The 21,534-nt window shown below is 38.4% G+C and carries 20 protein-coding genes and 18 tRNA genes; 9 read left to right on the forward strand and 29 right to left on the reverse strand.

Going from position 1 to position 21,534, the window contains the following annotated elements; all coding sequences use genetic code 11:
* Window positions 1-5 precede the first annotated feature (5 nt).
* Window positions 6-446, reverse strand: a complete 441-nt coding sequence (locus CZ490_RS12185; RefSeq protein ID WP_077619158.1) for a Dps family protein — start codon at window positions 444-446, stop codon at window positions 6-8.
* A 156-nt stretch (window positions 447-602) separates the two neighbouring features.
* Here CZ490_RS12185 and ytzI point away from each other — a divergent pair, with 156 nt between their 5' ends.
* Both ytzI and CZ490_RS12195 read left to right on the forward strand, forming a co-directional pair.
* The gene (ytzI, locus tag CZ490_RS12190) at window positions 603-767 is read left to right on the forward strand and encodes a YtzI protein (protein ID WP_077619159.1); all 165 of its coding nucleotides are present in this window, start codon (window positions 603-605) and stop codon (window positions 765-767) included.
* The gene (locus tag CZ490_RS12195; protein ID WP_077619160.1) at window positions 757-2,220 is read left to right on the forward strand and encodes an amidase family protein; all 1,464 of its coding nucleotides are present in this window, start codon (window positions 757-759) and stop codon (window positions 2,218-2,220) included. Before ytzI ends, CZ490_RS12195 begins: the two co-directional genes overlap by 11 nt.
* A 34-nt stretch (window positions 2,221-2,254) precedes the next feature.
* On the opposite strand, the gene CZ490_RS12200 is transcribed toward CZ490_RS12195, so the two are convergent.
* Window positions 2,255-2,728: an S-ribosylhomocysteine lyase gene (locus CZ490_RS12200; RefSeq protein WP_077619161.1), complete on the reverse strand. Its 474-nt coding sequence runs from the start codon at window positions 2,726-2,728 to the stop codon at window positions 2,255-2,257.
* A gap of 153 nt (window positions 2,729-2,881) precedes the next feature.
* On the opposite strand from CZ490_RS12200, the gene yidD reads away from it, so the two are divergent.
* Window positions 2,882-3,121 (forward strand): membrane protein insertion efficiency factor YidD, encoded by a 240-nt coding sequence (yidD, locus tag CZ490_RS12205; RefSeq protein ID WP_077619162.1) that lies wholly within the window; start codon window positions 2,882-2,884, stop codon window positions 3,119-3,121.
* 16 nt (window positions 3,122-3,137) lie between these two features.
* Here yidD and CZ490_RS12210 read toward each other — a convergent pair whose 3' ends face one another.
* Window positions 3,138-3,911 (reverse strand): FixH family protein, encoded by a 774-nt coding sequence (locus tag CZ490_RS12210; protein WP_077619163.1) that lies wholly within the window; start codon window positions 3,909-3,911, stop codon window positions 3,138-3,140.
* A 137-nt stretch (window positions 3,912-4,048) separates the two neighbouring features.
* Window positions 4,049-4,609 (reverse strand): beta-class carbonic anhydrase, encoded by a 561-nt coding sequence (locus CZ490_RS12215; RefSeq protein ID WP_077619164.1) that lies wholly within the window; start codon window positions 4,607-4,609, stop codon window positions 4,049-4,051.
* Between the two features lie 180 nt (window positions 4,610-4,789).
* Between CZ490_RS12215 and CZ490_RS12220 the strand changes: the two genes are divergently transcribed.
* From CZ490_RS12220 to zupT, 3 genes are all read left to right on the forward strand, one after another.
* Complete coding sequence (locus tag CZ490_RS12220) at window positions 4,790-5,728, forward strand: metal ABC transporter substrate-binding protein (RefSeq protein WP_077619165.1); 939 nt, start codon at window positions 4,790-4,792, stop codon at window positions 5,726-5,728.
* Window positions 5,729-5,825: 97 nt separating this feature from the next.
* Window positions 5,826-5,987, forward strand: a complete 162-nt coding sequence (locus CZ490_RS12225; protein ID WP_077619166.1) for a DUF1540 domain-containing protein — start codon at window positions 5,826-5,828, stop codon at window positions 5,985-5,987.
* A gap of 234 nt (window positions 5,988-6,221) precedes the next feature.
* Window positions 6,222-7,031, forward strand: a complete 810-nt coding sequence (zupT, locus tag CZ490_RS12230) for a zinc transporter ZupT (protein WP_077619167.1) — start codon at window positions 6,222-6,224, stop codon at window positions 7,029-7,031.
* 24 nt (window positions 7,032-7,055) lie between these two features.
* Here the strand turns inward: zupT and menC are convergent, their stop codons facing one another.
* From menC to CZ490_RS12260, 6 genes are read right to left on the reverse strand one after another with little or no spacing between them, the layout of a single operon-like run.
* Window positions 7,056-8,165: an o-succinylbenzoate synthase gene (gene menC, locus CZ490_RS12235; RefSeq protein ID WP_077619168.1), complete on the reverse strand. Its 1,110-nt coding sequence runs from the start codon at window positions 8,163-8,165 to the stop codon at window positions 7,056-7,058.
* Entirely contained in the window at window positions 8,165-9,637 is a 1,473-nt protein-coding gene (locus CZ490_RS12240; protein WP_077619169.1) for an o-succinylbenzoate--CoA ligase, read from the reverse strand. Before CZ490_RS12240 ends, menC begins: the two co-directional genes overlap by 1 nt.
* Window positions 9,638-9,696: 59 nt before the next feature.
* Window positions 9,697-10,518 (reverse strand): 1,4-dihydroxy-2-naphthoyl-CoA synthase, encoded by an 822-nt coding sequence (gene menB / locus CZ490_RS12245; RefSeq protein ID WP_077619170.1) that lies wholly within the window; start codon window positions 10,516-10,518, stop codon window positions 9,697-9,699.
* Between the two features lie 43 nt (window positions 10,519-10,561).
* Window positions 10,562-11,380, reverse strand: a complete 819-nt coding sequence (gene menH, locus CZ490_RS12250; protein ID WP_077619171.1) for a 2-succinyl-6-hydroxy-2,4-cyclohexadiene-1-carboxylate synthase — start codon at window positions 11,378-11,380, stop codon at window positions 10,562-10,564.
* A gap of 2 nt (window positions 11,381-11,382) precedes the next feature.
* Complete coding sequence (menD, locus tag CZ490_RS12255; protein ID WP_077619172.1) at window positions 11,383-13,131, reverse strand: 2-succinyl-5-enolpyruvyl-6-hydroxy-3-cyclohexene-1-carboxylic-acid synthase; 1,749 nt, start codon at window positions 13,129-13,131, stop codon at window positions 11,383-11,385.
* Window positions 13,124-14,512, reverse strand: coding sequence for an isochorismate synthase (locus tag CZ490_RS12260; protein WP_142255377.1), 1,389 nt, complete (start codon window positions 14,510-14,512; stop codon window positions 13,124-13,126). The genes menD and CZ490_RS12260 overlap by 8 nt, the downstream gene beginning before the upstream one ends.
* 365 nt (window positions 14,513-14,877) lie before the next feature.
* Between CZ490_RS12260 and CZ490_RS12265 the strand changes: the two genes are divergently transcribed.
* Window positions 14,878-15,813 (forward strand): 1,4-dihydroxy-2-naphthoate polyprenyltransferase, encoded by a 936-nt coding sequence (locus tag CZ490_RS12265; RefSeq protein WP_077619174.1) that lies wholly within the window; start codon window positions 14,878-14,880, stop codon window positions 15,811-15,813.
* A 137-nt stretch (window positions 15,814-15,950) separates the two neighbouring features.
* Window positions 15,951-16,706, forward strand: coding sequence for a TraR/DksA C4-type zinc finger protein (locus CZ490_RS12270; protein WP_077619175.1), 756 nt, complete (start codon window positions 15,951-15,953; stop codon window positions 16,704-16,706).
* A gap of 38 nt (window positions 16,707-16,744) precedes the next feature.
* Here CZ490_RS12270 and CZ490_RS12275 read toward each other — a convergent pair whose 3' ends face one another.
* Window positions 16,745-19,156, reverse strand: coding sequence for a penicillin acylase family protein (locus tag CZ490_RS12275; protein WP_077619176.1), 2,412 nt, complete (start codon window positions 19,154-19,156; stop codon window positions 16,745-16,747).
* A gap of 199 nt (window positions 19,157-19,355) precedes the next feature.
* Here CZ490_RS12275 and CZ490_RS22505 point away from each other — a divergent pair, with 199 nt between their 5' ends.
* Window positions 19,356-19,532, forward strand: coding sequence for a hypothetical protein (locus tag CZ490_RS22505; protein WP_200801575.1), 177 nt, complete (start codon window positions 19,356-19,358; stop codon window positions 19,530-19,532).
* A 72-nt stretch (window positions 19,533-19,604) separates the two neighbouring features.
* Here CZ490_RS22505 and CZ490_RS12280 read toward each other — a convergent pair.
* The 18 genes from CZ490_RS12280 to CZ490_RS12365 all read right to left on the reverse strand — a co-directional run bounded on the left by CZ490_RS12280 (window position 19,605) and on the right by CZ490_RS12365 (window position 21,521).
* Window positions 19,605-19,676, reverse strand: a tRNA-Glu gene (locus tag CZ490_RS12280).
* A gap of 27 nt (window positions 19,677-19,703) precedes the next feature.
* Window positions 19,704-19,794 (reverse strand) — tRNA-Ser (locus CZ490_RS12285).
* Between the two features lie 5 nt (window positions 19,795-19,799).
* Window positions 19,800-19,874: transfer RNA gene (locus CZ490_RS12290), tRNA-Asn, on the reverse strand.
* Window positions 19,875-19,886: 12 nt separating this feature from the next.
* Window positions 19,887-19,963, reverse strand: a tRNA-Ile gene (locus CZ490_RS12295).
* Window positions 19,964-19,981: 18 nt separating this feature from the next.
* Window positions 19,982-20,055, reverse strand: a tRNA-Gly gene (locus CZ490_RS12300).
* Between the two features lie 42 nt (window positions 20,056-20,097).
* A tRNA-His gene (locus CZ490_RS12305) sits at window positions 20,098-20,173 on the reverse strand.
* A 20-nt stretch (window positions 20,174-20,193) separates the two neighbouring features.
* Window positions 20,194-20,269: transfer RNA gene (locus CZ490_RS12310), tRNA-Phe, on the reverse strand.
* Between the two features lie 14 nt (window positions 20,270-20,283).
* Window positions 20,284-20,359, reverse strand: a tRNA-Asp gene (locus tag CZ490_RS12315).
* A 58-nt stretch (window positions 20,360-20,417) separates the two neighbouring features.
* Window positions 20,418-20,494 (reverse strand) — tRNA-Met (locus tag CZ490_RS12320).
* 186 nt (window positions 20,495-20,680) lie between these two features.
* Window positions 20,681-20,773 (reverse strand) — tRNA-Ser (locus tag CZ490_RS12325).
* Window positions 20,774-20,792: 19 nt separating this feature from the next.
* Window positions 20,793-20,869: transfer RNA gene (locus CZ490_RS12330), tRNA-Ile, on the reverse strand.
* Between the two features lie 24 nt (window positions 20,870-20,893).
* A tRNA-Met gene (locus tag CZ490_RS12335) sits at window positions 20,894-20,970 on the reverse strand.
* A 27-nt stretch (window positions 20,971-20,997) separates the two neighbouring features.
* A tRNA-Ala gene (locus CZ490_RS12340) sits at window positions 20,998-21,073 on the reverse strand.
* Between the two features lie 11 nt (window positions 21,074-21,084).
* A tRNA-Pro gene (locus CZ490_RS12345) sits at window positions 21,085-21,161 on the reverse strand.
* Window positions 21,162-21,164: 3 nt separating this feature from the next.
* A tRNA-Arg gene (locus CZ490_RS12350) sits at window positions 21,165-21,241 on the reverse strand.
* A 13-nt stretch (window positions 21,242-21,254) separates the two neighbouring features.
* Window positions 21,255-21,343 (reverse strand) — tRNA-Leu (locus tag CZ490_RS12355).
* 18 nt (window positions 21,344-21,361) lie between these two features.
* Window positions 21,362-21,436, reverse strand: a tRNA-Gly gene (locus tag CZ490_RS12360).
* Window positions 21,437-21,440: 4 nt separating this feature from the next.
* Window positions 21,441-21,521, reverse strand: a tRNA-Leu gene (locus CZ490_RS12365).
* Window positions 21,522-21,534 lie beyond the last annotated feature (13 nt).

Consider the following 21,534-nt stretch of genomic DNA (forward strand, 5'->3'; position numbering starts at 1 on the left):
TTGCTTTATTTACCTAAGAAGGATTGAAGCATCCAAATATGTTTTTCAAGGGCTTGGTGGATAGCAAGAAGCATATCTCCTGTTGTTTCATCATCCACTTCTGCAGCAACATTCATTCCTTCCTTTAACTCACCTGTTAATATAGAAAAATCATTGGAAATTGCTGCTACCATTTCTTCTGCATTTTCATTTCCATTAGCTTCTTTAATAGTTGACAATTCAAGAATTTCCTTCATAGTGGCAACAGGTTTTCCACCGATAGCTAATAAGCGTTCTGCTAATTCATCGATATGAACTGAGGCTTCATTATACAATTCCTCGAACTTTTCATGGAGAGTAAAAAATTGAGCGCCTTTCACATACCAGTGGTAGTTATGTAACTTAATGTAGAGTATACTCCAGTTTGCAACCTGTTTATTTACCATTTCGACTAAATGTGTTGACATTTTTATCTCCTCCTTACTGTTATCATACCCCATTAAACAAGAGTGAAACTAAAAAAATGTTGAGGTTATTTTACAAATTTGAAATAATTCATAGCCGCAACGATGTCTTAAAAAATTGTTCCATGTTAAAATATAGGATAAAAAGAGGGGGGTACTATGCTTACAGTATTAATTTTTTCAATTATTATTGTATTTATTGTATTACTTTTAGCTGTTGTAACAACATCAAAAGCTTATAAATACAAACATACAGTAGATAATTTAGATGAAAATCCACACTTAAACCAGCCTGAAAACAAGGAGAACCAAGATGGAAAATAAACGTCTTCACAAGTTTGCGAATGATTGGTTGATAGAGGCTACTATTGATTCTATCCAAGAAAAGTATAGTAATGGTGAACTTACAGCAAAAGAAGTTGTTCTTTTGTATTTAGATAGAATCTCCAACTTTGATTCAGCACTAAAGTCAGTTATTGAGATTAATCCAGATGCCATACAAATTGCAATGGCCTTAGATGCTGAACGTAAAGAAAACGGTCCTCGTGGCCCACTTCACGGAATTCCCGTATTACTTAAAGACAACCTTGATACGAATGACAAAATGCACACTTCTGCTGGCTCACTTGCGCTGGCTGATTCATATGCACAAGAGGATTCATATGTTGCGTACTTACTGAGAGAAGCCGGAGCAATCATCTTGGGCAAAACAAATATGACTGAATGGGCAAATTTCATGACAGAAGGTATGCCCAGTGGATACAGTTCTAGAGGTGGGCAAACCTTAAACCCATATGGCCCTGGCAAATTTGATGTTGGAGGCTCTAGTGCAGGTTCTGGTTCAGCCATTGCCGCAAATTTTGCTGTAGTTGCAATAGGTACAGAAACGTCTGGTTCTATACTGAGCCCTTCAAGTCAAAATTCTCTTGTTGGCATTAAACCAACCGTAGGGTTAGTTAGTCGGTCAGGAATAATACCAATAGCACATACGCAGGATACAGCTGGGCCTATGGCACGAACGGTTAAGGATGCTGCATATTTATTATCTGCTATCTCAAAAGTAGACCACAGAGACTCGATAACTTATACAAGTAGAGTATTACCGTCTACTGATTTTACACAGTTCTTAGCTGTTGATGGATTAAAAGGCGCACGTATTGGTATCGCAAGAGAGGTTTATTTTGATTACTTGAGTAAAAACAAGCTTGCAGTAATGGATCAAGCCATTAACAAGCTTAAAGAACTAGGTGCAACAGTAATCGAAGATGTAAGAATTCCATCCTCGAAAAATAAGTGGAACTACGATGTGTTGACCTATGAATTCAAGGTAGACCTTAATAATTATTTACGAAATATAGATACTTCATTACCAATACATAATTTAGCTGATCTTATTGCATTTAATAAGCAAAACGAAGAAAAAATGTTAAAATACGGTCAAGTATTATTAGAAAAAGCAGAAAAGACAAGTGGAACTCTAAAAGAAAAAGAGTATATCGAGGCTTTAGAAAGTGATCACTATCATTCAACAATAAACGGAATAGATTATGTATTAGAACATAATCAATTAGATGCTGTAGTGTTCCCTAATAATTTTGGAGCAGGAATCCCTGCTAAAGCCGGTTATCCTTCTATTACTATACCAGCTGGGTATACACCTGAAGGCGAACCTGTCGGCATTACATTTACTGGAACCGCTTATTCTGAACCAACTCTAATTAAATTGGCTTATTCGTTCGAACAGGGAACAAAATTTCGAATTCCACCGAAACTATAAAACCTCAGCCATAATGGCTGAGGTTTCTAATGTCTTAACCGAAGACTTTATGAAGCTCTTCTTTTGATTGTGAAAGCCAGAAACGCATGAGTCGCTTTGCACCTTCTAAATCATGTAGCTTTGCTTGCCCACATTGAGTTTCATTAGCTGCAGGGATTTCAGTAATTTCAACTGCACTTTCCATAGTTGCTTCCAATAAATCAATAATTTCAGTAACTGTAGGCTCCCCACTTACGACTAGGTAATAACCTGTTTGACATCCCATTGGGGAAATATCAATAATATCAAAATGGTCGTATTTCTCACAATGTTCACGTAGATTAAAAGCTAATAAATGTTCAAGCGTGTGAATTACATCTGGTTTCATCGCTTGTTTATTTGGCTGACAAAAACGAATATCGAATTTATTTACAACTCCATCTGTACCAACTTTGTGTACACCACAATGTCTTACATATGGGGCTTTAACAGCATTATGATCAAGTTCAAAACTTTCTACTGATGGCATTCTCTTCACTCCCTGTATTTTTCGTATCTCTATCATAACTCTAATTCCGATTTTTTTCATCTATTTAGTTTGAATAAAATATCAAAAGATGATTTTATTTCATCCCTATAGTATAGTATAAGTACCTAAAACTAGTAAGGGAAGTAGAAAAAATTGCTTCAAACGTTATTTATAGGAATTATCAAGTTCTATCGAAGATTTATCTCTCCTCTAAAGCCACCAACGTGCCGCTTTTATCCAACTTGTTCACAATATGGACATGAAGCAATCCATCGCTTTGGTGCAATAAAAGGGGGATATTTAACAATTAAACGTATTTTAAAATGTCATCCCCTACATCCAGGTGGAATTGACTTTGTACCAGAGAAAAAGGAAGGTAAGCATCAACATTAATGCTTACCTTCCTTTCTTATTTTACTTTCGTTGTCTTTTCAAGATGTTCATGTATCTCATCTTTTTCAATATGAACTTGCACGTGGTAAGTGCCTTCCTCGGCAAAAGTGTGAGCTGCTTTGTATACACCCGAATCCGTTTCGTTCGCATCTAGGAACTCATGCTTGTCGTTACCTTCAAGCCAAACTTCAAATCGTACTCTTGCGTCAGTAAGTGGAGCTTCTGATTCTTCGAAAGACACGAGTAGAGTTGATTGTTTTCCTTTTGAATATTCAGGTTCAAGTGGGAAATCGATTGTAACTTGTCCATTTCCATGATGATGATTACTACCATGATGCTCATGGCTTTCATCCACTTCGTCTGCTTCAGATTCTTCACTTACATCTGGGTTTCCGATTTCTATTTCAACCTTTGGCATTGTATGCATGCTTCTAGCAGTGACATGTGCAGTAACATAATAGATTCCGTCAACTTCAAATGATTTAACCACCGTGTACTCTCCATCGGAAGTATGTACACCATCTAGAAATTCACTTTCCTCGGTGCCCTTTTCTTTTATTTCAAAACTTACTTCATCTGCATCTTCAACAGCTTCTTCTCCTTGAGTAACTTTTGCACGAAATGTTACTTCTTCACCTGGATTTATTTTATCAGGCTCAATTATCAAATCTACTTCTAAAGGCGTTAACTCTGTCATATTCGAATTTGTATTTTCTGTATCCGTCTCGTTATTACAGGCTACTACTATTAATAACATAGCCATAAATAGAAAAAGAACGATTCTTTTCATATTCCTTCACCTCAACTACATAGTACATCAAATTATTATTTATTCATGTGTATTTTTTATGACATTACCATTTTAACCAAAAGTAGCTCTATATAACGCAATCAAAAAAGAGGTCATATAACCTCTTTTTTGTCTAATTATTTATAACCATTGATCACTACATCAAGTTTACCCGTTTCTGGATTAATAACGAGTCCGTGAACTGGTACGTCCTTTGGTAAAAGTGGATGGTTATCAACCATCTCAACACTGTGGCGAACACTATCTTCTACACTGCTAAAGCCCTGAAACCATTCTTCAAGATCAATTCCAGAGTATTTTAATGTATCAATTTTGCCTTGTGTAACGCCTCTGTCTTTGACTTTATGTAAAATTGAATCAGCATTTAATGCACTCATTCCACAATCATGGTGACCTATAATGCAAACCTCGTCCGCATTTAACTCATAGACTGCCACTAAAATACTCCTCATTACACTTCCAAACGGATGTGAAACAATTGCACCAGCAACCTTTAATATTTTTACATCTCCATTCTTTAAGTTCATTGCTTTTGGAAGCAATTCAATAAGGCGTGTATCCATGCATGTTACAATAACCATTCTTTTGTCCGGAAGCTTTGTTGTTTCGTATTTTTCATATTCCTTTTTATCTACAAATTCTTTATTATACTCTAAGATATTATCCAGTTGAGTCATATTTATCACCTTCCTTATTTGTATTTCTATATTTTATCAAAATTCTTACTTTATTAATAATATTTTTTTGAAATACTAAAGAAGAATCAAAAAAGTTTTTAGTTCTCAAATCGGAACAATTACGATATAATATGAAAGGATTTTAATCAGGGTTGGTATGTACTTGAAAGGAGACACCTTATGAAAAGAATTCGTTATTTTATCCTATTAATAATAATAAGCCTGCTTTCTGCATGCGGAGCAGATCAAAATATATCTTCAGATGAGGGAAAACTTTCGATTTATACAACTGTATTTCCATTAACTGACTTTGCCAAAAAGATTGGCGGCCAAGATGTTATCGTTAAGAGTATATATCCACCTGGAGCGGATGCACATTCATTCGAACCAACTCCAAGAGATATGACGGAAATTGCAAGTGCTGATGCATTTATTTATACGGGCGTAGGCGTAGAAGCATTTGTCTCAACTGCTCAAAAAACACTCAAGGATGAAAATGTTGAGTTAATTGAGGCAGCTGAAGATATTGAATTTCTAAATACGGAGGAACACAATCACGATGAGCAAGAGCATCACGAGGAAGAACACCATCATAGTGATATCGATCCACATATATGGTTAGACCCACTCTATTCCATTCAGATTGTTGAAAATATAAAGGATGCTTTAATAGAGTTAAATCCATCTGGAAAAGAACTTTACGAAAAAAATTTTAAGGATTTAAAAGAACAACTAGAAGAATTGCACACAGAATTTCAAAAAGTTACCAGTTCTGCAAAACGAAATGAGATTTTAGTCGCACACTCTGCCTATGGATACTGGGAAGCAAGATATGGTATAAAACAAATTAGTATTACCGGGTTTTCACCAACTAATGAGCCTTCTCAAAAAGAACTAAAAGATATTATTGAGACTGCAAAAGAACATAAACTTAAATACATTTTATTTGAGCAAAATATTTCATCTAGAATTGCTGAAACCGTTCAAAAGGAAACGGGAACAGATAGCCTAACTCTTCACAACTTGGAGGCTATTACAGAACAAGAAATGGAAGAAAATGAAGATTATTTCAGCTTAATGATGCAAAATCTTGAAACGTTAAAAAAAGCATTAAATTAACTGCCTAACTTGGGATATCTTGCTTGTCATCTATATTTCCTTCTTGGGGAAAATAAAGGATGCTAGACCACATTCTTAAAGAAAGAGGTGTAGTACCTTGGCACAAGATGTCTTATGTGAGGTCAAGAATTGTCACTATTGGGCTAATGGAAACAAGTGTAGTGCTGATGCAATTTATGTTGTGAGTAGCACAGGGAATACTGCATCAGAACAAACAGAAACTGATTGTAAAACCTTTGTACCAGAAGGTGAACTTTAGAATACATGACCAAGACAGCTGAGGACTCAGCTGTCTTTATTATGTTTATCCAATTAGAAACATTGCTTGATTTGTTTGCATATATTTTTTACAGGTTGAATTTTCGAAATAAAATAATTGACAAAATTTAAAATTGAACATATGATACTCTTAAAAGTTGCGCAAAGGAAACATTTATTCATATAGACAAAAAGCGAACCCTTACTAAAATTTTGCTTGAGAGGAGAATAAGCGATGTATGAAAATGTATTACTCGCTTTTGGGTTAACATTATTTGCTGGTCTTGCAACAGGTATTGGTAGTTTATTTGCCCTGTTTACATCCAGAACCAATACAAAATTCCTATCTTGGACACTCGGTTTCTCTGCGGGTGTAATGATATATGTATCAATGATTGAAATCTTCGTCAAAGCAAAAGAGGCTCTTGTCTCAGAGATGGGTGAACAATTGGGAAATTGGACAACAGTTGCGGGCTTTTTCGGAGGAATGCTATTAATTGCGATAATAGATAAATTTGTACCAGAAAACAGCAACCCCCATGAGGTAAAAAAAGTCGAGGATATGAATCTTTCCAAGTCTCAAGCGGAAGAGGCAAAATTATTAAAGATGGGAACATTTACAGCACTTGCGATTGGCATTCATAATTTCCCAGAAGGAATTGCCACCTTTACCTCTGCGCTTCAAGACCCCGGACTTGGAATCGCGATTGCAATCGCTGTAGCCATTCATAATATACCTGAAGGAATAGCAGTTGCTGTACCTGTCTATTTTGCAACAGGAAGTAGAAAAAGAGCATTTAAGCTCTCATTTTTATCTGGCTTAGCGGAACCTGTTGGAGCCATTGTAGCCTTCTTAATTTTAATGCCATTTCTTAACGATGTTATGTTTGGAATTATCTTTGCTGCAGTAGCCGGTATTATGGTATTTATCTCTCTTGACGAATTGCTTCCCGCTTCAAGAAGATATGATACTGGACATTTATCCATATACGGCTTAATTGCAGGTATGGCTGTAATGGCATTAAGTTTATTGCTCTTTATGTAAAAAAATAAAATAGCGCATTGCTGGTTATGCTTGTATTACTTTTTGCTGCTTAGTTAAGTGTTGAATCCATCCACGGTCAACGTTATAACCAATTCCTTGTTCTTCCGGTACAGCAATGCGTCCATTTTCAACATAAACCTCTGGAACAATGACATCCCTTTTCCAGTATCTTGATGATGCTGAAATATCTCCAGGAATCGTAAAGTTTGGGAGGCTTGCCAAAGCGATATTATGTGCTCTAGATATACCAGTTTCAAGCATCCCTCCACACCAAACCGGAATATGATGAAACTGACAAATATCATGGATTTTTATGGCCTCAGTAATACCACCTACTCGACCAATTTTAATATTTAAAACCTGACAACTCCCCATTTCGATTGCCTTTCGGGCATCTTCTACGGAAGCTATACTTTCATCTAGACACACCGGTGTTGAGAGTTTTCTTTGCAACTTAGCATGATCAAAAATATCATCATCTGCCAAAGGCTGTTCAATCATTAATAAATTGAACTCATCCAGTGCTTTTAGCTTATCAATATCCTCTAATGTATAAGCAGAATTTGCATCCACCATTAATGGTACGTTAGGAAATTGTTGTCTTATTTGTTTTAGAAGCTCATAATCTTGGCCAGGCTTTATTTTTATTTTAATTCGTTTATAACCTGCCTTTACATGCTCTTCCATTTTACGTAAGACATTCTCAATTGAATCAATACTTACAACTACACCTGAATCAATATAATCTCTTGTACCTCCTATGGCTTTCGAGAGAGAGATTCCTTGTCTTTTCGAAAATAGATCCCAAATTGCCATATCAATACTTGCTTTAGCCATATTATTACGTTTGATGGTTTGAAAGCAATTTTGCAATTGCTGTGGATGTTCAAACTCTTCATTTACTATCTGTGGAACTAAAAAGTCTTGAAGCATATGCCAACATGTCTTAATTGTCTCTTCCGTGTACCATGGAGAAGAAAAGGCGACAACCTCTCCCCAACCTACTACACCATCCATATCCTCCACTTCAACAAGTATACTTTCTCTTTTATCGACCTTCCCCATACTAGATACGAAGGGTGAAAGCAAATTTTGTTCAATCAGATGAAGGGTAACCTTCTTTACCTTACTCATCATTCTCCATCCTTTAATAACTCAATTAATTTTCGTCTCATGAGTTTATTGGAAGCATTTCTAGGCAAGCTTTCAACAAAGTGAACAGACTTTGGTACCTTGTAACGTGCAAGGTGTTCATAGCAAAAGGCATTGATTTCATCCGATGTTAGCCTACTACCTTCCTGTAACACGACAAAAGCAGCAGGGACCTGCCCCCATTTTTCATCTTCAATTCCTGCAACACCCGCTTCAACTATGTTGGGATGTGCGACTAATACGGCTTCAATTTCAGCAGGATAAATATTTTCTCCCCCAGAAATAATCAAATCAGAACGACGATCCAATACATAGAGAAATCCTTCCTCATCTAAATACCCAATGTCACCAGTATATAACCAACCATCTACAATCGTGGAATTTGTAGCATCGGGCCGATTCAAATACCCTTTCGTAACATTCGGTGCTTTTACTACTATTTCTCCTACTTCAAGTGGATTAGCAATCTTACCTTCCTTTTCAATTTTGATTTGTGCTGGAAAAAGTGGCTTTCCCGCTGATCCAAGCTTAGGTATGCTATATTCAGGTGCCAAGGTAACAACCTGTGAAGCCGTTTCAGTCATTCCGTACGTTTGAAAGACAGGTATTTGACGTGCAAGGCAATCTTCTAATAACGGCTTAGGTGCCGGGCCTCCACCAAGTAGCATCCCTCTAAAGCCACTGGGATAATGGTCACTACCCAATGTATCTAACATTCGTGCCAGCATGACACTTACTAAAGACATGATGGTTACACCCTGGTTCATAATGGCATCATTAGCCTTTTTCGGATCAAATCCCTCATGGATAACGGCTGGAATCCCATAAATTACACTTCGATACAAAATAGATAGTCCACTAATATGAAACATAGGAACAGCTACTAACCAACAATCATCTTGGTGTAAACCTAAGTTCAAACTAGATCCGATTGCACTCCACCAATGGTTCCCATATGTATGGATAACTCCTTTTGGTTTACCGGTCGTGCCAGACGTATACATGATTGTATCTGTCTGATTCAATGAGAAGTACTCTAGAATTTCACATTCTTCCTCTAGTAGATCCTGTAACTCTGTGATCATAATCTTTTTTCCACTAAACTGATTTATCTTTTCTACTAATACTTCTTCTGTTAGTAGCAATTTTGCTCCTGAGTCATTTAGCTGAAACTCTAATTCACTGCTTGTTAGCTTTATATTTAAAAGAACTGTAACTGCACCTATATATTTCAGAGCATGGATGACTTCAACCATCTCCACACTGTTCTTCATGAGAATTGCGACAACGTCATTCTGTTTAACTCCAGCAAAAGATAATCGTTTTGCTTTTTTGACAACATTCTTATGTAAGGTTAAAAAGGAAACCTCATCATTTACAGTTTTAATGGCGGTACGATTAGGTGTTAAAAAAGCACGCTGCTTTAACCAATTAGGTATTTCTGTTGAACTCATTTTATTAATCCCCTTTATGCAAAACAGCTTGATGGGCTACATCAAGCTGTAATAACGTATTATGGAAAACGAGGGAATTGCTTAAAGTCTGGCTTACGCTTTTCTTTAAATGCGTCTCGCCCTTCCTTCGCTTCATCAGTTGTGTAATAAAGAAGTGTAGCATCTCCAGCCATTTGTTGAAGACCTGCTAGTCCATCTGTATCAGCATTCATTGCTGCTTTCAAGAAACGAAGTGCTGTTGGACTCTTCTCAAGCATTTCCTCGCACCACTTGATTGTTTCTTCTTCAAGTTTCTCTAAAGGAACAACAGTGTTAACTAAGCCCATGTCCAATGCTTCTTGTGCATTATATTGACGACATAAGAACCAGATTTCACGAGCCTTTTTATGACCAATAATACGTGCAAGATATCCTGAACCGTAACCTGCATCGAAGCTTCCAACCTTTGGACCAGTTTGTCCAAAAATAGCGTTATCAGCAGCAATTGTTAAGTCACAAACAACATGCAACACATGCCCTCCACCAATTGCGTAACCAGAAACCATTGCAACAACAGGCTTTGGAATAACGCGAATTAAGCGTTGTAAATCTAGAACATTTAGGCGTGGGATTTGATCATCACCAACATACCCTCCATGTCCTCGAACCTTTTGGTCTCCGCCAGAACAGAAAGCTTCGTCTCCTGCACCAGCTAGAACAATAACCCCAATGTTTGAATCATCTCTCGCATATGCAAAAGCATCAATCATTTCTGCTACTGTTTTTGGAGTAAAGGCATTTCTTACATGTGGTCGATTAATCGTAATCTTTGCAATTCCATTGTAAGTTTCATATAGTATTTCATCATACTTACGTTCTGCTATCCATTCTACTGCAGCCATTAGCTTGTCCTCCTTTTATGTATATGTTTGTATGTAAATTTGATCATTGAGTATTATGATCAGAAACAAACTCATTTATTATTTTACCAAAAAATTGTGGTTGTTCCACATGAATTGCATGTCCTGCATTGATTATTTTCTCCATCTTTGCATTCGGAAGGTTTGTACACATCTCTTTTGCAATTCTACAGAACTTCTGGTCAAGCTTACCACAAAGTAATAGCAGAGGAAAATTCAGCTCACAAAGCCTTTCCCAATAGGAGGGTTGAACACCAGTACCCATCCCCCTCAAGCTATTCGCTAAACCAACAGGGTTATTTCCAAGCCGTTGTTTGCGAACTAGAAGTTGTTTCTCTATTGCTAGTTTTTTCTGTGATGCGAATAACGGGATGCTCTCCCAGTAATTAATAAAAGCTTCGATTCCATCTTGTTCAATACGTCTTGCTAGCAATTCATCAGAGTGTCTTCGATTTCTTCTCTCTTCATCAGTTCTAAGACCCGGGGAACTGCTTTCTAAAATAAGACTGCTAATTCGGCTAGGATAGAGGATTGAGGTTGCCAACGCAACCCTTCCCCCCATGGAATATCCAACTAAATGTGTTTGTGAGATATTTAATACATTAAGTATATGAATAATATCCTTAGCGACCTTTTCGATTTGATATCTAGAAGTGTCGGCCGGACTGTCAGTTTTGCCATGTCCGATTAAATCTATAAAAACACACTGAAACTCATTTTTAATCATCTTCGTTGGCTGATGCCATGATGCCGAATTGCCCGTAAAACCATGAAGAAATACAATCGGTCTACCTTCACCCACCACTTCAACATAATAAGTAATCCCATTTGTTGAAATGAACATAATTATTGTTCCTTCATAAGTGTACTTTTTATTTCCTGGGAAACATTATTCCACATTTTTCGATGAATGTTGACATTTTCTTTGCGATCCGTTTTTACTTCCACAACATGTAGCCCTTTTCCATTAAACGAAGTAGAGATCGCCTCACGGAATTCTGTCCAATTATCCACGCTAGTAAAATGTCCACCATACATTTTAACTACGTACTCATAATCAAGACCTATTGGAGTACCAAATAGTGTTTCAAAATGCTTCTCTTCTTTGGACTGTGGTAAGAAAGAAAAGATTCCACCACCATCATTATTAATTAGGACAATTGTAATATTTAGTTGATGATGCTTCGCAGCTAATAAACCATTTAAATCATGATAAAACGAAAGGTCACCAATGACTAAGACCGTGTGTTCATTCTGAGCACTAATTCCCATAGCCGTTGAAACGAGTCCATCGATACCATTCGCACCTCGGTTTGCTAGTACACGAATTGACTTTTCGTTGTTTGTAAAAAAGGTATCTAGGTCTCGAATAGGCATACTATTTCCAACAAATAATGTTGATTCAGCTGGAAGAATTTTTTGAAGTTCAGTAAAAACCTTCCCCTCAAATAGCATTTCCTCATTATGTACGACATTTACATGACCTTTTACTATATCATTTATTCTAATCCAAGAGTTTGCCCAACTAGATTCAGTACGCTTTTCGATCCGCCTAGTTAGCATCTGACAAAACTCTTTCTCATCACAATAAACCATATCGGTCGCCGATAAAGTTGGGTCTCGCCAACCACCATCTCCATCTACAATCAGCTGTGGCGTATCTTTATGGCTTTGGATGTACTGTAGAAGTGCTTTCGATACAGGCATAGCACCAAAACGAATAATAATTTCAGGAGAAAAACCGTGTCGAAACTCTTCATTCCTTAAAAAAGCATCGTACCCATCAATTATGTATGTCATTGGGTGTTCACCACTACGTAGTTGTGATAGTGGGTCGGCTAGAATTGGAAACTTTAGTGTCTCAGCTAGACTAGTTACTTCATAACCAAACTCTGAATCGTAATGTGAGCCACAAACTATAATTCCATTCTTTTTTCCACTTATTATTTCACTTAGCAAGTTAGCTTGGAGTTCATTCATTACCGGTTTACCAACTAGAACATTCACGTTTCTTCCCTGTTTTTCAGTAGTTCCCCAGAGGTTTTCAAGTTCTAGATTCGGAACAAGCGGTTCTCGGAAAGGAAAATTAAGATGAACAGGCCCAGAAGGTGCGGTGAGAGCTGTACCTGCCGCTCTTCCAGCCATTGTCCGTACATAGGATAGCATTTGCTCAGACTCATCTGGTATTGCCATTTCAACAAACCATTTTGCATGGTTCCCATATAACTGGTTTTGATCAATCGCTTGAGGTGCACCCACATCGCGTAACTCATGTGGTCTATCGGCAGTCAGCACAATTAAGGGGACCCTAGAGTAATACGCCTCGACAATTGCTGGAAAATAGTTTGCTGCTGCTGTTCCTGACGTACAAAGAATTGCAACAGGTTTCTTGGTTGCTTTTGCTACACCAAGTGCATAGAACGCGGAGGAACGTTCATCAATATTGATTGTCACATTCATCCCTGGATGCTCAGCCATCAAAATCGCCATTGGAGTTGAGCGAGAACCCGGGCTCACCACAGCCTCTGTCACTCCCACTCGGACCAATTCATCAACAAATGATGCTACATAGCGAGTTAAATTATGATTATTCATTATCAAATCCTCCTAATGCAGATAGCATCGGTTTAAACTTTATCATCGTTTCTTTATATTCACTTTCTGGTTCGGAATCTCCTACAATTCCACAACCAGCAAATAAAGAAGCTTTATTACCTTTAATTAATCCTGATCTAATAGCAACAGCAAATTCCCCATTATCATTTGTATCAAACCAACCAATCGGACTACCGTACCAACCACGGTCAAGAACCTCCAACTCTCGAATAATCTCGAAGGCTGTTTGCTTTGGCTGTCCCCCAAGTGCAGGAGTTGGGTGTAAACGATCGACAACTGTCAATAACGAAACATCTGCTTTTGCTACCCCTCTAACGGGTGTATATAAATGTTGGATATCCCTCATTTTTAAGATACCCGGATGTGTTGGAGAAGTAATGCTCGCACATGACTCTTCCATGGCATGTTTAATCATTTGCACAACAACATCATGTTCATGTAAGTTTTTTCGGTCACTTAATAATTCATTCGCCAGTTGCTCATCCTCAGAAGGTGTTTTACCTCGGCGAATTGAGCCCGCTAAACAAGTACTTAAGAATTCTTCATTCTTTTTCTTTATGAGCCGTTCAGGCGAAGCACCGATAAAACATGAATTTTCATATTCAATAGCAAACAAATAACTCATTGGTTGCTCTTCTTTAAGACGTGCTAAGACCTCGTCAGCTTCAATTGGATTATCAAAGTGCAACTTAATTTCTCTAGCTAACACAACTTTCTCCACTTCACCGAATTGTACTTTCTTAGTAGCATTACGAACAGATTCCATCCATTCACTCGGTTGAACTTCTTCTTTTCTACATAACGAGTTTCGTTGATTTGATCGATTTTCTTTAAGCAACTCATCCAACAGTCCTAAGTCAGGCTCCAAAGAGGATCCTGAAGGTTCACAAACAATATTAATTGTCAGATATGTACTGCCCTTATAAACAGTTAGCATTATTGATGGCAAAATAAATTTTGCATCATCGAAGTGTTTCCACAGCTCGGTTCTCTCTTTTAATGGATCAAATGAAAAACCGCCCATTAAAATAGGACCAGTAGAATAAGGATTAAAATCATCAACAATGATTGCATGTTGGTTAAGTTCTTTCCATTTCTTTTCGACTGCCTCAAACCGTTCGGTTGATCCGTTACTACTAATTGAATGCGCCTTTCCCACCCCGACGATGACTGTATCATTTGTAGGATTAGACCAGAAACATCTCGTCTCAAAAGGTTTTCTATTACCTGCTGAAAAGAACAATAGGGGGTCTATGTTCTCAACCTTTCTTACCTGACTTACTAGTACAGGTTTTGAAAGATCCTTTGAGCGGATGATTCCTGTTTCTATGTAATTTTTCAAATCTTTTTGTTGTGTCATTACCAACTTTATCCCCCCGAAATATATTAAATCTACATTTTATTTAAAGGTAGTTATTAGTTATAGTATACCATTTATACCAATGATTCTTAAGAAGCTATTATTGTTGTATAATTATTCGAGACTGCTCTTACGATAAACCTCACCACGAATAGTTGTCAACAAACTTGATTCTACCATACCAACCCGTACGATGACTACTTACTTCCTATTATTATATACATGCCTAGATGTTAATTCCGAAGTTAGATGAAACAGTGAATGATTATGTCTATTTTGTAACATTAAACCATTGACAGTATTTGTCCAATTCACTAAACTGAGATGTGGATATACTGAGCTTTGCTAAAGAGAGGAGACGTCTTATGCATACAGAACTTCAGACAAATCAGAAGCTATCTAAAAAGCCTTCTAATGGTTTCCAAGTATGGTGGAGACTTATGCGTCCTCATACTTTAACTGCATCATTTGTTCCTGTTATTTTAGGTACAGTACTCGCACTTATAGATACATCGATTAACATAGCCCTATTCGTAACTATGTTACTTGCATGTCTTCTAATTCAAGCCGCAACGAATATGATAAATGAATACTTTGATTACAAACGAGGTCTTGATACAGCAGAATCAGTTGGGATCGGTGGTACAATTGTTAGAGACGGAGTAAAGCCGAAAGTAATCTTAAACTTAGCATTTGCATTTTTTGGAGTTGCGACACTCTTAGGTGTATACATTAGTATGAACAGTAGCTGGTGGCTGGCATTAGTTGGAACCATTTGTATGGCAGTAGGTTATTTATACACAGGTGGCCCACTCCCTATTTCATCTACACCTCTTGGTGAACTTGCATCTGGATTCTTTATGGGACTAATCATTATCCTAATATCATTCTTTATTCAAACCGGCACGATTACAAGCACAAGTGTTTTAATCTCAATACCAATTATGATTCTTGTTGGAGCCATTAACATGTCCAACAATATTCGTGACTTAGACGGAGATAAAAAGAATGGGCGTAGAACCCTACCTATATTATTAGGAAAAGACAAGTCGATCAAGTTCCTAGCAGGTCTATTTATTATTTCTTATATATGGATTATTGTTCTAGCATTTATTGGGATTGCCTCATTCTGGAGCCTTCTTGTATTAGTTAGTGTACCAAAAGCTGTACAAGCCGTGACCGGATTTATTGGTAAAACTGAACCAATCCAAATGATGCCTGCAATGAAAGCAACAGCCCAAACGAATACGTTTTTTGGCTTCTTATTATCAATTGGAATCTTTATTGACTATTTCTTCTAAAACACGATGTTATTTGCATCGTGTTTTTCTATACTATTTTTCTTAAAAGCACTTTTTTACATTTATGATTTTCGTGTTTATGTAAATAATACATAACAAGATTCGTTACGAAAACCATTATGGAAGGAGTGCTTTTAATGTTATCAAATGAGCAATTATCAACCTTCCGTTCACAGTTGATAAACGCAAAAAAAGAGGTTGAAGAGCAATTAAAAGAGGGCGATCACTTTGACCTAGAAGATGGTCATTACCGTGATTCTGTAGGAGAGCTATCTCTATATGATAATCATCCAGGTGACCAAGGTACTGAATTATACGAACGTGAAAAGGATATTGCCTTAAATGAACATACGGAAAAACAACTTAAGGATATTGATTATGCATTACAAGCAATTGAAGAGGGTAGATACGGAAAGTGTGAAAAGTGTGGGAAAGAGATTCCTGTTGATCGCTTAGAGGCAATTCCAACAACAACATATTGTGTTGAGCATAGCCCTAATCAAGAAGTATCACATAATCGTCCTATAGAGGAAGGTGTCTTAATGCCACCTTTCGGAAAGTTTGTTGATGAAGAAGAAAACGTCTCCTATGACGCAGAGGATTCATGGCAGGATGTTGCAAGATACGGTACATCTGAATCACCTTCAGACCTTGCGGACCCAGTTGATAGTTATAACGAGGTGTTCCTAGAATCTGATGATAATGTTGGCTACGTTGAGGATTATGAGAACTTTGTTGCTACAGATATCGAAGGCAAAGAAATTATCATTTATCCCAATAACCAACATGAACGATATGAAGAAGCACTCGATGAAGAAGGCATTATGACCATGTTCGGTGACCTACCCGCATATGAAAAAGAGCCATATACAGAAGAGGAAGCCAAGGATTAATTGCAAAGAGGCAGTGGAATATTCCACTGCCTTGCATGTTAATTTCCAGGTTTTAAAATTAAAGTAGAACCATTTTCCATATACTTCTCTTTCTCGGTATGCGTAACATGAAATTTTCCGGTTGTCCAATCCTTAATTTGATTATGGTAAAATTGGCTTAGCACATGACCTGATTGCCCTGGTCCAACAACATTATAGCTCTCTTTCATATTTGATAGGTCGATGACTGACCGCCATGCGGCTCCGTGAGTAATTGCACCGGTATCTCTATTAAAGCTTGCAGCTGCTACAGTAATGCCACTTCCCCCCATGGGAACCGACTCACTGTAATTAAATAGATAGTTTAACGGTGATATTGCAGACAATGGATGATTAAATGGGACCTTATGAAAGTCTCCCCATGTCCATTTACTAGGATCATCCCTCTGTTTTTCAACAGCAAAATCAACAGCTCTTTTAAAGGATTGAACTGTAACCTCTTCTAACCCTCCGGCCTCAGTTAACCAAATACCTTCATTACCTTTAGTAGCATCTCGGATTATTTGATCAACAATTTGTGACTTACCTTCAAACAACTTATCGATTTCACTAGGAATAGAGCCTTCAAAGAGTAAATTAGAAAATTCCTCCATCCACTTATGAAACACAAGTGGTTCACTATCCTCTTTTCTGTCTACATAATCCCATTCTGTAAACCCTTGTAGGACGACTTTGTCTATCTCTCGTAACTGATTTTCTTTATCCTTTAAAACATCTTGAAATATCGGAATAAATTCCTCAGCTTGTAAATTCTTCTGGTCAAATTGTAATTGAAGCATATCCTCTACCGTAAAAACATCCTTGCTCGTTAAAACATCCCTAATGCGTTGCTGACGATAAGGCTGTGCCCACGTGTTAGTAATATGATAAGGATAGTCATCTGTAATTATTTTGTTATTTGCCGTAGAAATAAAGCCCTCCTCCGGATTCACAATAGTTGGTAGTTCATCCCAAGGAATATATCCCTCCCATTCATATTCATCTGTCCATCCAGGAACAGGAACAGAGCTATCTCCGTTCTTTCGGATTGGAATTAAACCATTAGCTCGGTAGGCAATTGTTCCGTCTGTATCAGCAAATACAAAGTTTTGAGCCGGTGTATGAAAATAGGTAAGTGCTTCTTTAAATTCATCCCAGCTTTTTGCCTTGTTAAACATCAACACTGCTTCAAGCTCAGAAGATGGGTCGAGTGCTGTCCATCTTAAAGCTAAAGCTGTTTCTTCTTTATGATCATGAGTGAATTCAGAAATAATAGGACCATGTCTAGTAACTTGAACTTGATAAGGAATAGTATCTCCATCTTTTACCCTTATCGGCTCATCAATAATTGTCGCATCCTCCCACTTACCTAAATACTCGAACTGATTTTGATTAGTTGGGTTTCTTTTTTCAATATACAAATCTTGTACATCAGGTCCAACATTCGTTACTCCCCAAGCAATATGTTCATTACGACCTAAGATAATACCTGGGACACCAGCAAAAATAACACCGCTTACATTTACTTCATCATTTTGTAAATGAGTTTCATACCATATAGAAGGAGTTGCTAATCCTAGATGTGGATCATCTGCTAGTATCGGTTTTCCTGAAGCTGATTTCTCACCACTAATAACCCAGTTATTGCTCCCATTAAACTCATTCGGAAATGGGGCTTTTGCAATACTCTTTGAGACATCAATAGGCTTCTCTTTCATTGCCTGAAGGACAGTTGCGCCATCTTCAGGATATGTAGGGAATAACTCGAAAAATTTTTCTTCTGAAACATGTTGCGCCATATAATAGCGAAATGCTTGCCCTTTATAATGCCCTCCTAAATCATAGGCCATATATTTACCGATGGTAAGTGAATCGATTGGACTCCATTCGGTTGGTTCATATCCTGCAAGTGAAAACTCTATAGGTAACTTATTCTTTTCTTTTGCTTCTTTTATAAAAGCATTTACGCCTTCACTATAAGATTGCAAAACAGCCTTTGCCTCAGACGAGTACACATTATACGAGCTTTCAGCGGCTCTACGTAATCCGAGTGTTCTAAAATATTTATCCTGCTCAACTAATGAGGCCCCAATTACCTCACTGAGCTCACCTGAAGCCTGTCTGCGGCTTAAATCCATCTGAAATAAACGATCCTGTGCAGTTACATACCCTTGTGCAAAATACAAATCATGCGTATTATTCGCTACAATATGTGGAACTCCATTTTCATCGCGAATTACTTCAACCTCCCCAGATATACCATCAACGATAAGGCTCCCTTCAATAACAGGTAAACTTTTCTTCAAAAATAAATAGCCCACTAAAATACTTGCAACAAGAAGGATGAGAATGATAATTCCTGTTAGAAGAACTACTCTCCATCGTTTCTTCTTTGGCCAAATTCGCCTTTTTAGAACAATTTCTGAACTCACAATATTCCTCCCCTACTTATTATTTTAAGAAAATTCTAAATTCATTATAATACCGTTCCTTCGATTTGTCATTGAATTCTCTCATTAAGGAGGTGAACTTTTATTAGGTCATCATTTAGCACAATAGTTGGATGTAGCTCGTATTGAGAATAAATAGTTCTAGATATGGGAGGATAATAAGTGGGGAGGTGTTCTGTTCATGAAACGCAAAGATGATAAAGTTAAAAGAAAACCAGATGTTCCATTATTTGACGCACCAGATGACAAAATATTAGCATTTGATATGTTCCGGGGAATATCACCTGGCATTTTCTCAGATGTTGATTTAGATAATCCTGCGAAAAAAATAGAAGATGATATTATAAGCCAAGACTAAAGACACCTGCAAACAGGTGTTTTTTAATTATAAAAATAAAAAAGCGCCATGAGAAATTCTCATAACGCTTGATGACCCGTACGGGATTCGAACCCGTGTTACCGCCGTGAAAGGGCGGTGTCTTAACCGCTTGACCAACGGGCCGGAATATGATGTTTATATAAATCAGTATGGCGGAGAAGGAGGGATTTGAACCCTCGCGCCGCTTACGCGACCTACACCCTTAGCAGGGGCGCCTCTTCAGCCACTTGAGTACTTCCCCAAAAATGGCTCCGCAGGTAGGACTCGAACCTACGACCGATCGGTTAACAGCCGATAGCTCTACCACTGAGCTACTGCGGAATAATGTATATATGGTGGGCCTAAATGGACTCGAACCATCGACCTCACGCTTATCAGGCGTGCGCTCTAACCAGCTGAGCTATAGGCCCATTGATTTTAAAGTATATTGGAGCGGGTGATGAGAATCGAACTCACGACATCAGCTTGGAAGGCTGAGGTTTTACCATTAAACTACACCCGCAAAAAGTAATATAACAATGTTAACTAATCATCTAAAATTAAATGGGGCGACTGATGGGAATCGAACCCACGAATGTCGGAACCACAATCCGATGCGTTAACCACTTCGCCACAATCGCCATCAAGTTTATATAAAATATGGTGGCTCAGGACGGAATCGAACCGCCGACACAAGGATTTTCAGTCCTTTGCTCTACCGACTGAGCTACTGAGCCACTAGTATTTAAAATGGCGGTCCCGACCGGGATCGAACCGGCGATCTCCTGCGTGACAGGCAGGCATGTTAACCGCTACACCACGGGACCATTTTCAAAGCACAAATGTTATTTTACGATAACTTTTATTCTTTGTCAATACATTTTTTGGTTGCGGGGGCAGGATTTGAACCTACGACCTTCGGGTTATGAGCCCGACGAGCTACCAGACTGCTCCACCCCGCGATAATGAAAAATATATAGTTTTTGTCATGCGCTTTATTAGCAACAGACTGTCCCTTCCTCTGAAAGTTAATTAAAGGAGATTATGTGTCGGGACAACTCGCAGTATTTCAATGATGCAACGCTCGTTGCTCCATCCTGCGATAATAGTGAGTATATAAGATGTTATATTATTGCCATAAAATAATATGGCGGAGGAAGAGGGATTCGAACCCCCGCGGGCTTTAACACCCCTGTCGGTTTTCAAGACCGATCCCTTCAGCCGGACTTGGGTATTCCTCCACATATAAGATGTTGTAAATGGTGGACCTTGTAGGACTCGAACCTACGACCGGACGGTTATGAGCCGTCTGCTCTAACCAGCTGAGCTAAAGGTCCCTAAGAACTTTTTTTAAAGAAATATGGTAGCGGCGGAGGGGATCGAACCCCCGACCTCACGGGTATGAACCGTACGCTCTAGCCAGCTGAGCTACACCGCCATAGATATAAATATATTAAAAAGTTATTGGTGGAGCCTAGCGGGATCGAACCGCTGACCTCCTGCGTGCAAGGCAGGCGCTCTCCCAGCTGAGCTAAGGCCCCAAACTTCTAAATGGTCGGGAAGACAGGATTCGAACCTGCGACCCCTTGGTCCCAAACCAAGTGCTCTACCAAGCTGAGCTACTTCCCGTAATGGCGCGCCCGAAAGGAGTCGAACCCATAACCTTCTGATCCGTAGTCAGACGCTCTATCCAATTGAGCTACGGGCGCATTACTATTAAAGTGGTGCCGAGGACCGGAATCGAACCGGTACGGTAGTCACCTACCGCAGGATTTTAAGTCCTGTGCGTCTGCCAGTTCCGCCACCCCGGCAATGTATAAAATAACTTCTGGAGCGGAAGACGGGATTCGAACCCGCGACCCCCACCTTGGCAAGGTGGTGTTCTACCACTGAACTACTTCCGCGTAATGCGGGTGAAGGGACTCGAACCCCCACGTCAAAGACACTAGATCCTAAGTCTAGCGCGTCTGCCAATTCCGCCACACCCGCATATTTAATTGAA

Origin of the sequence: Litchfieldia sinesaloumensis (assembly GCF_900156865.1) — a bacterium.
In the GTDB taxonomy this organism is placed as follows: Bacteria; Bacillota; Bacilli; order Bacillales; family Bacillaceae_L; genus Ferdinandcohnia; species Ferdinandcohnia sinesaloumensis.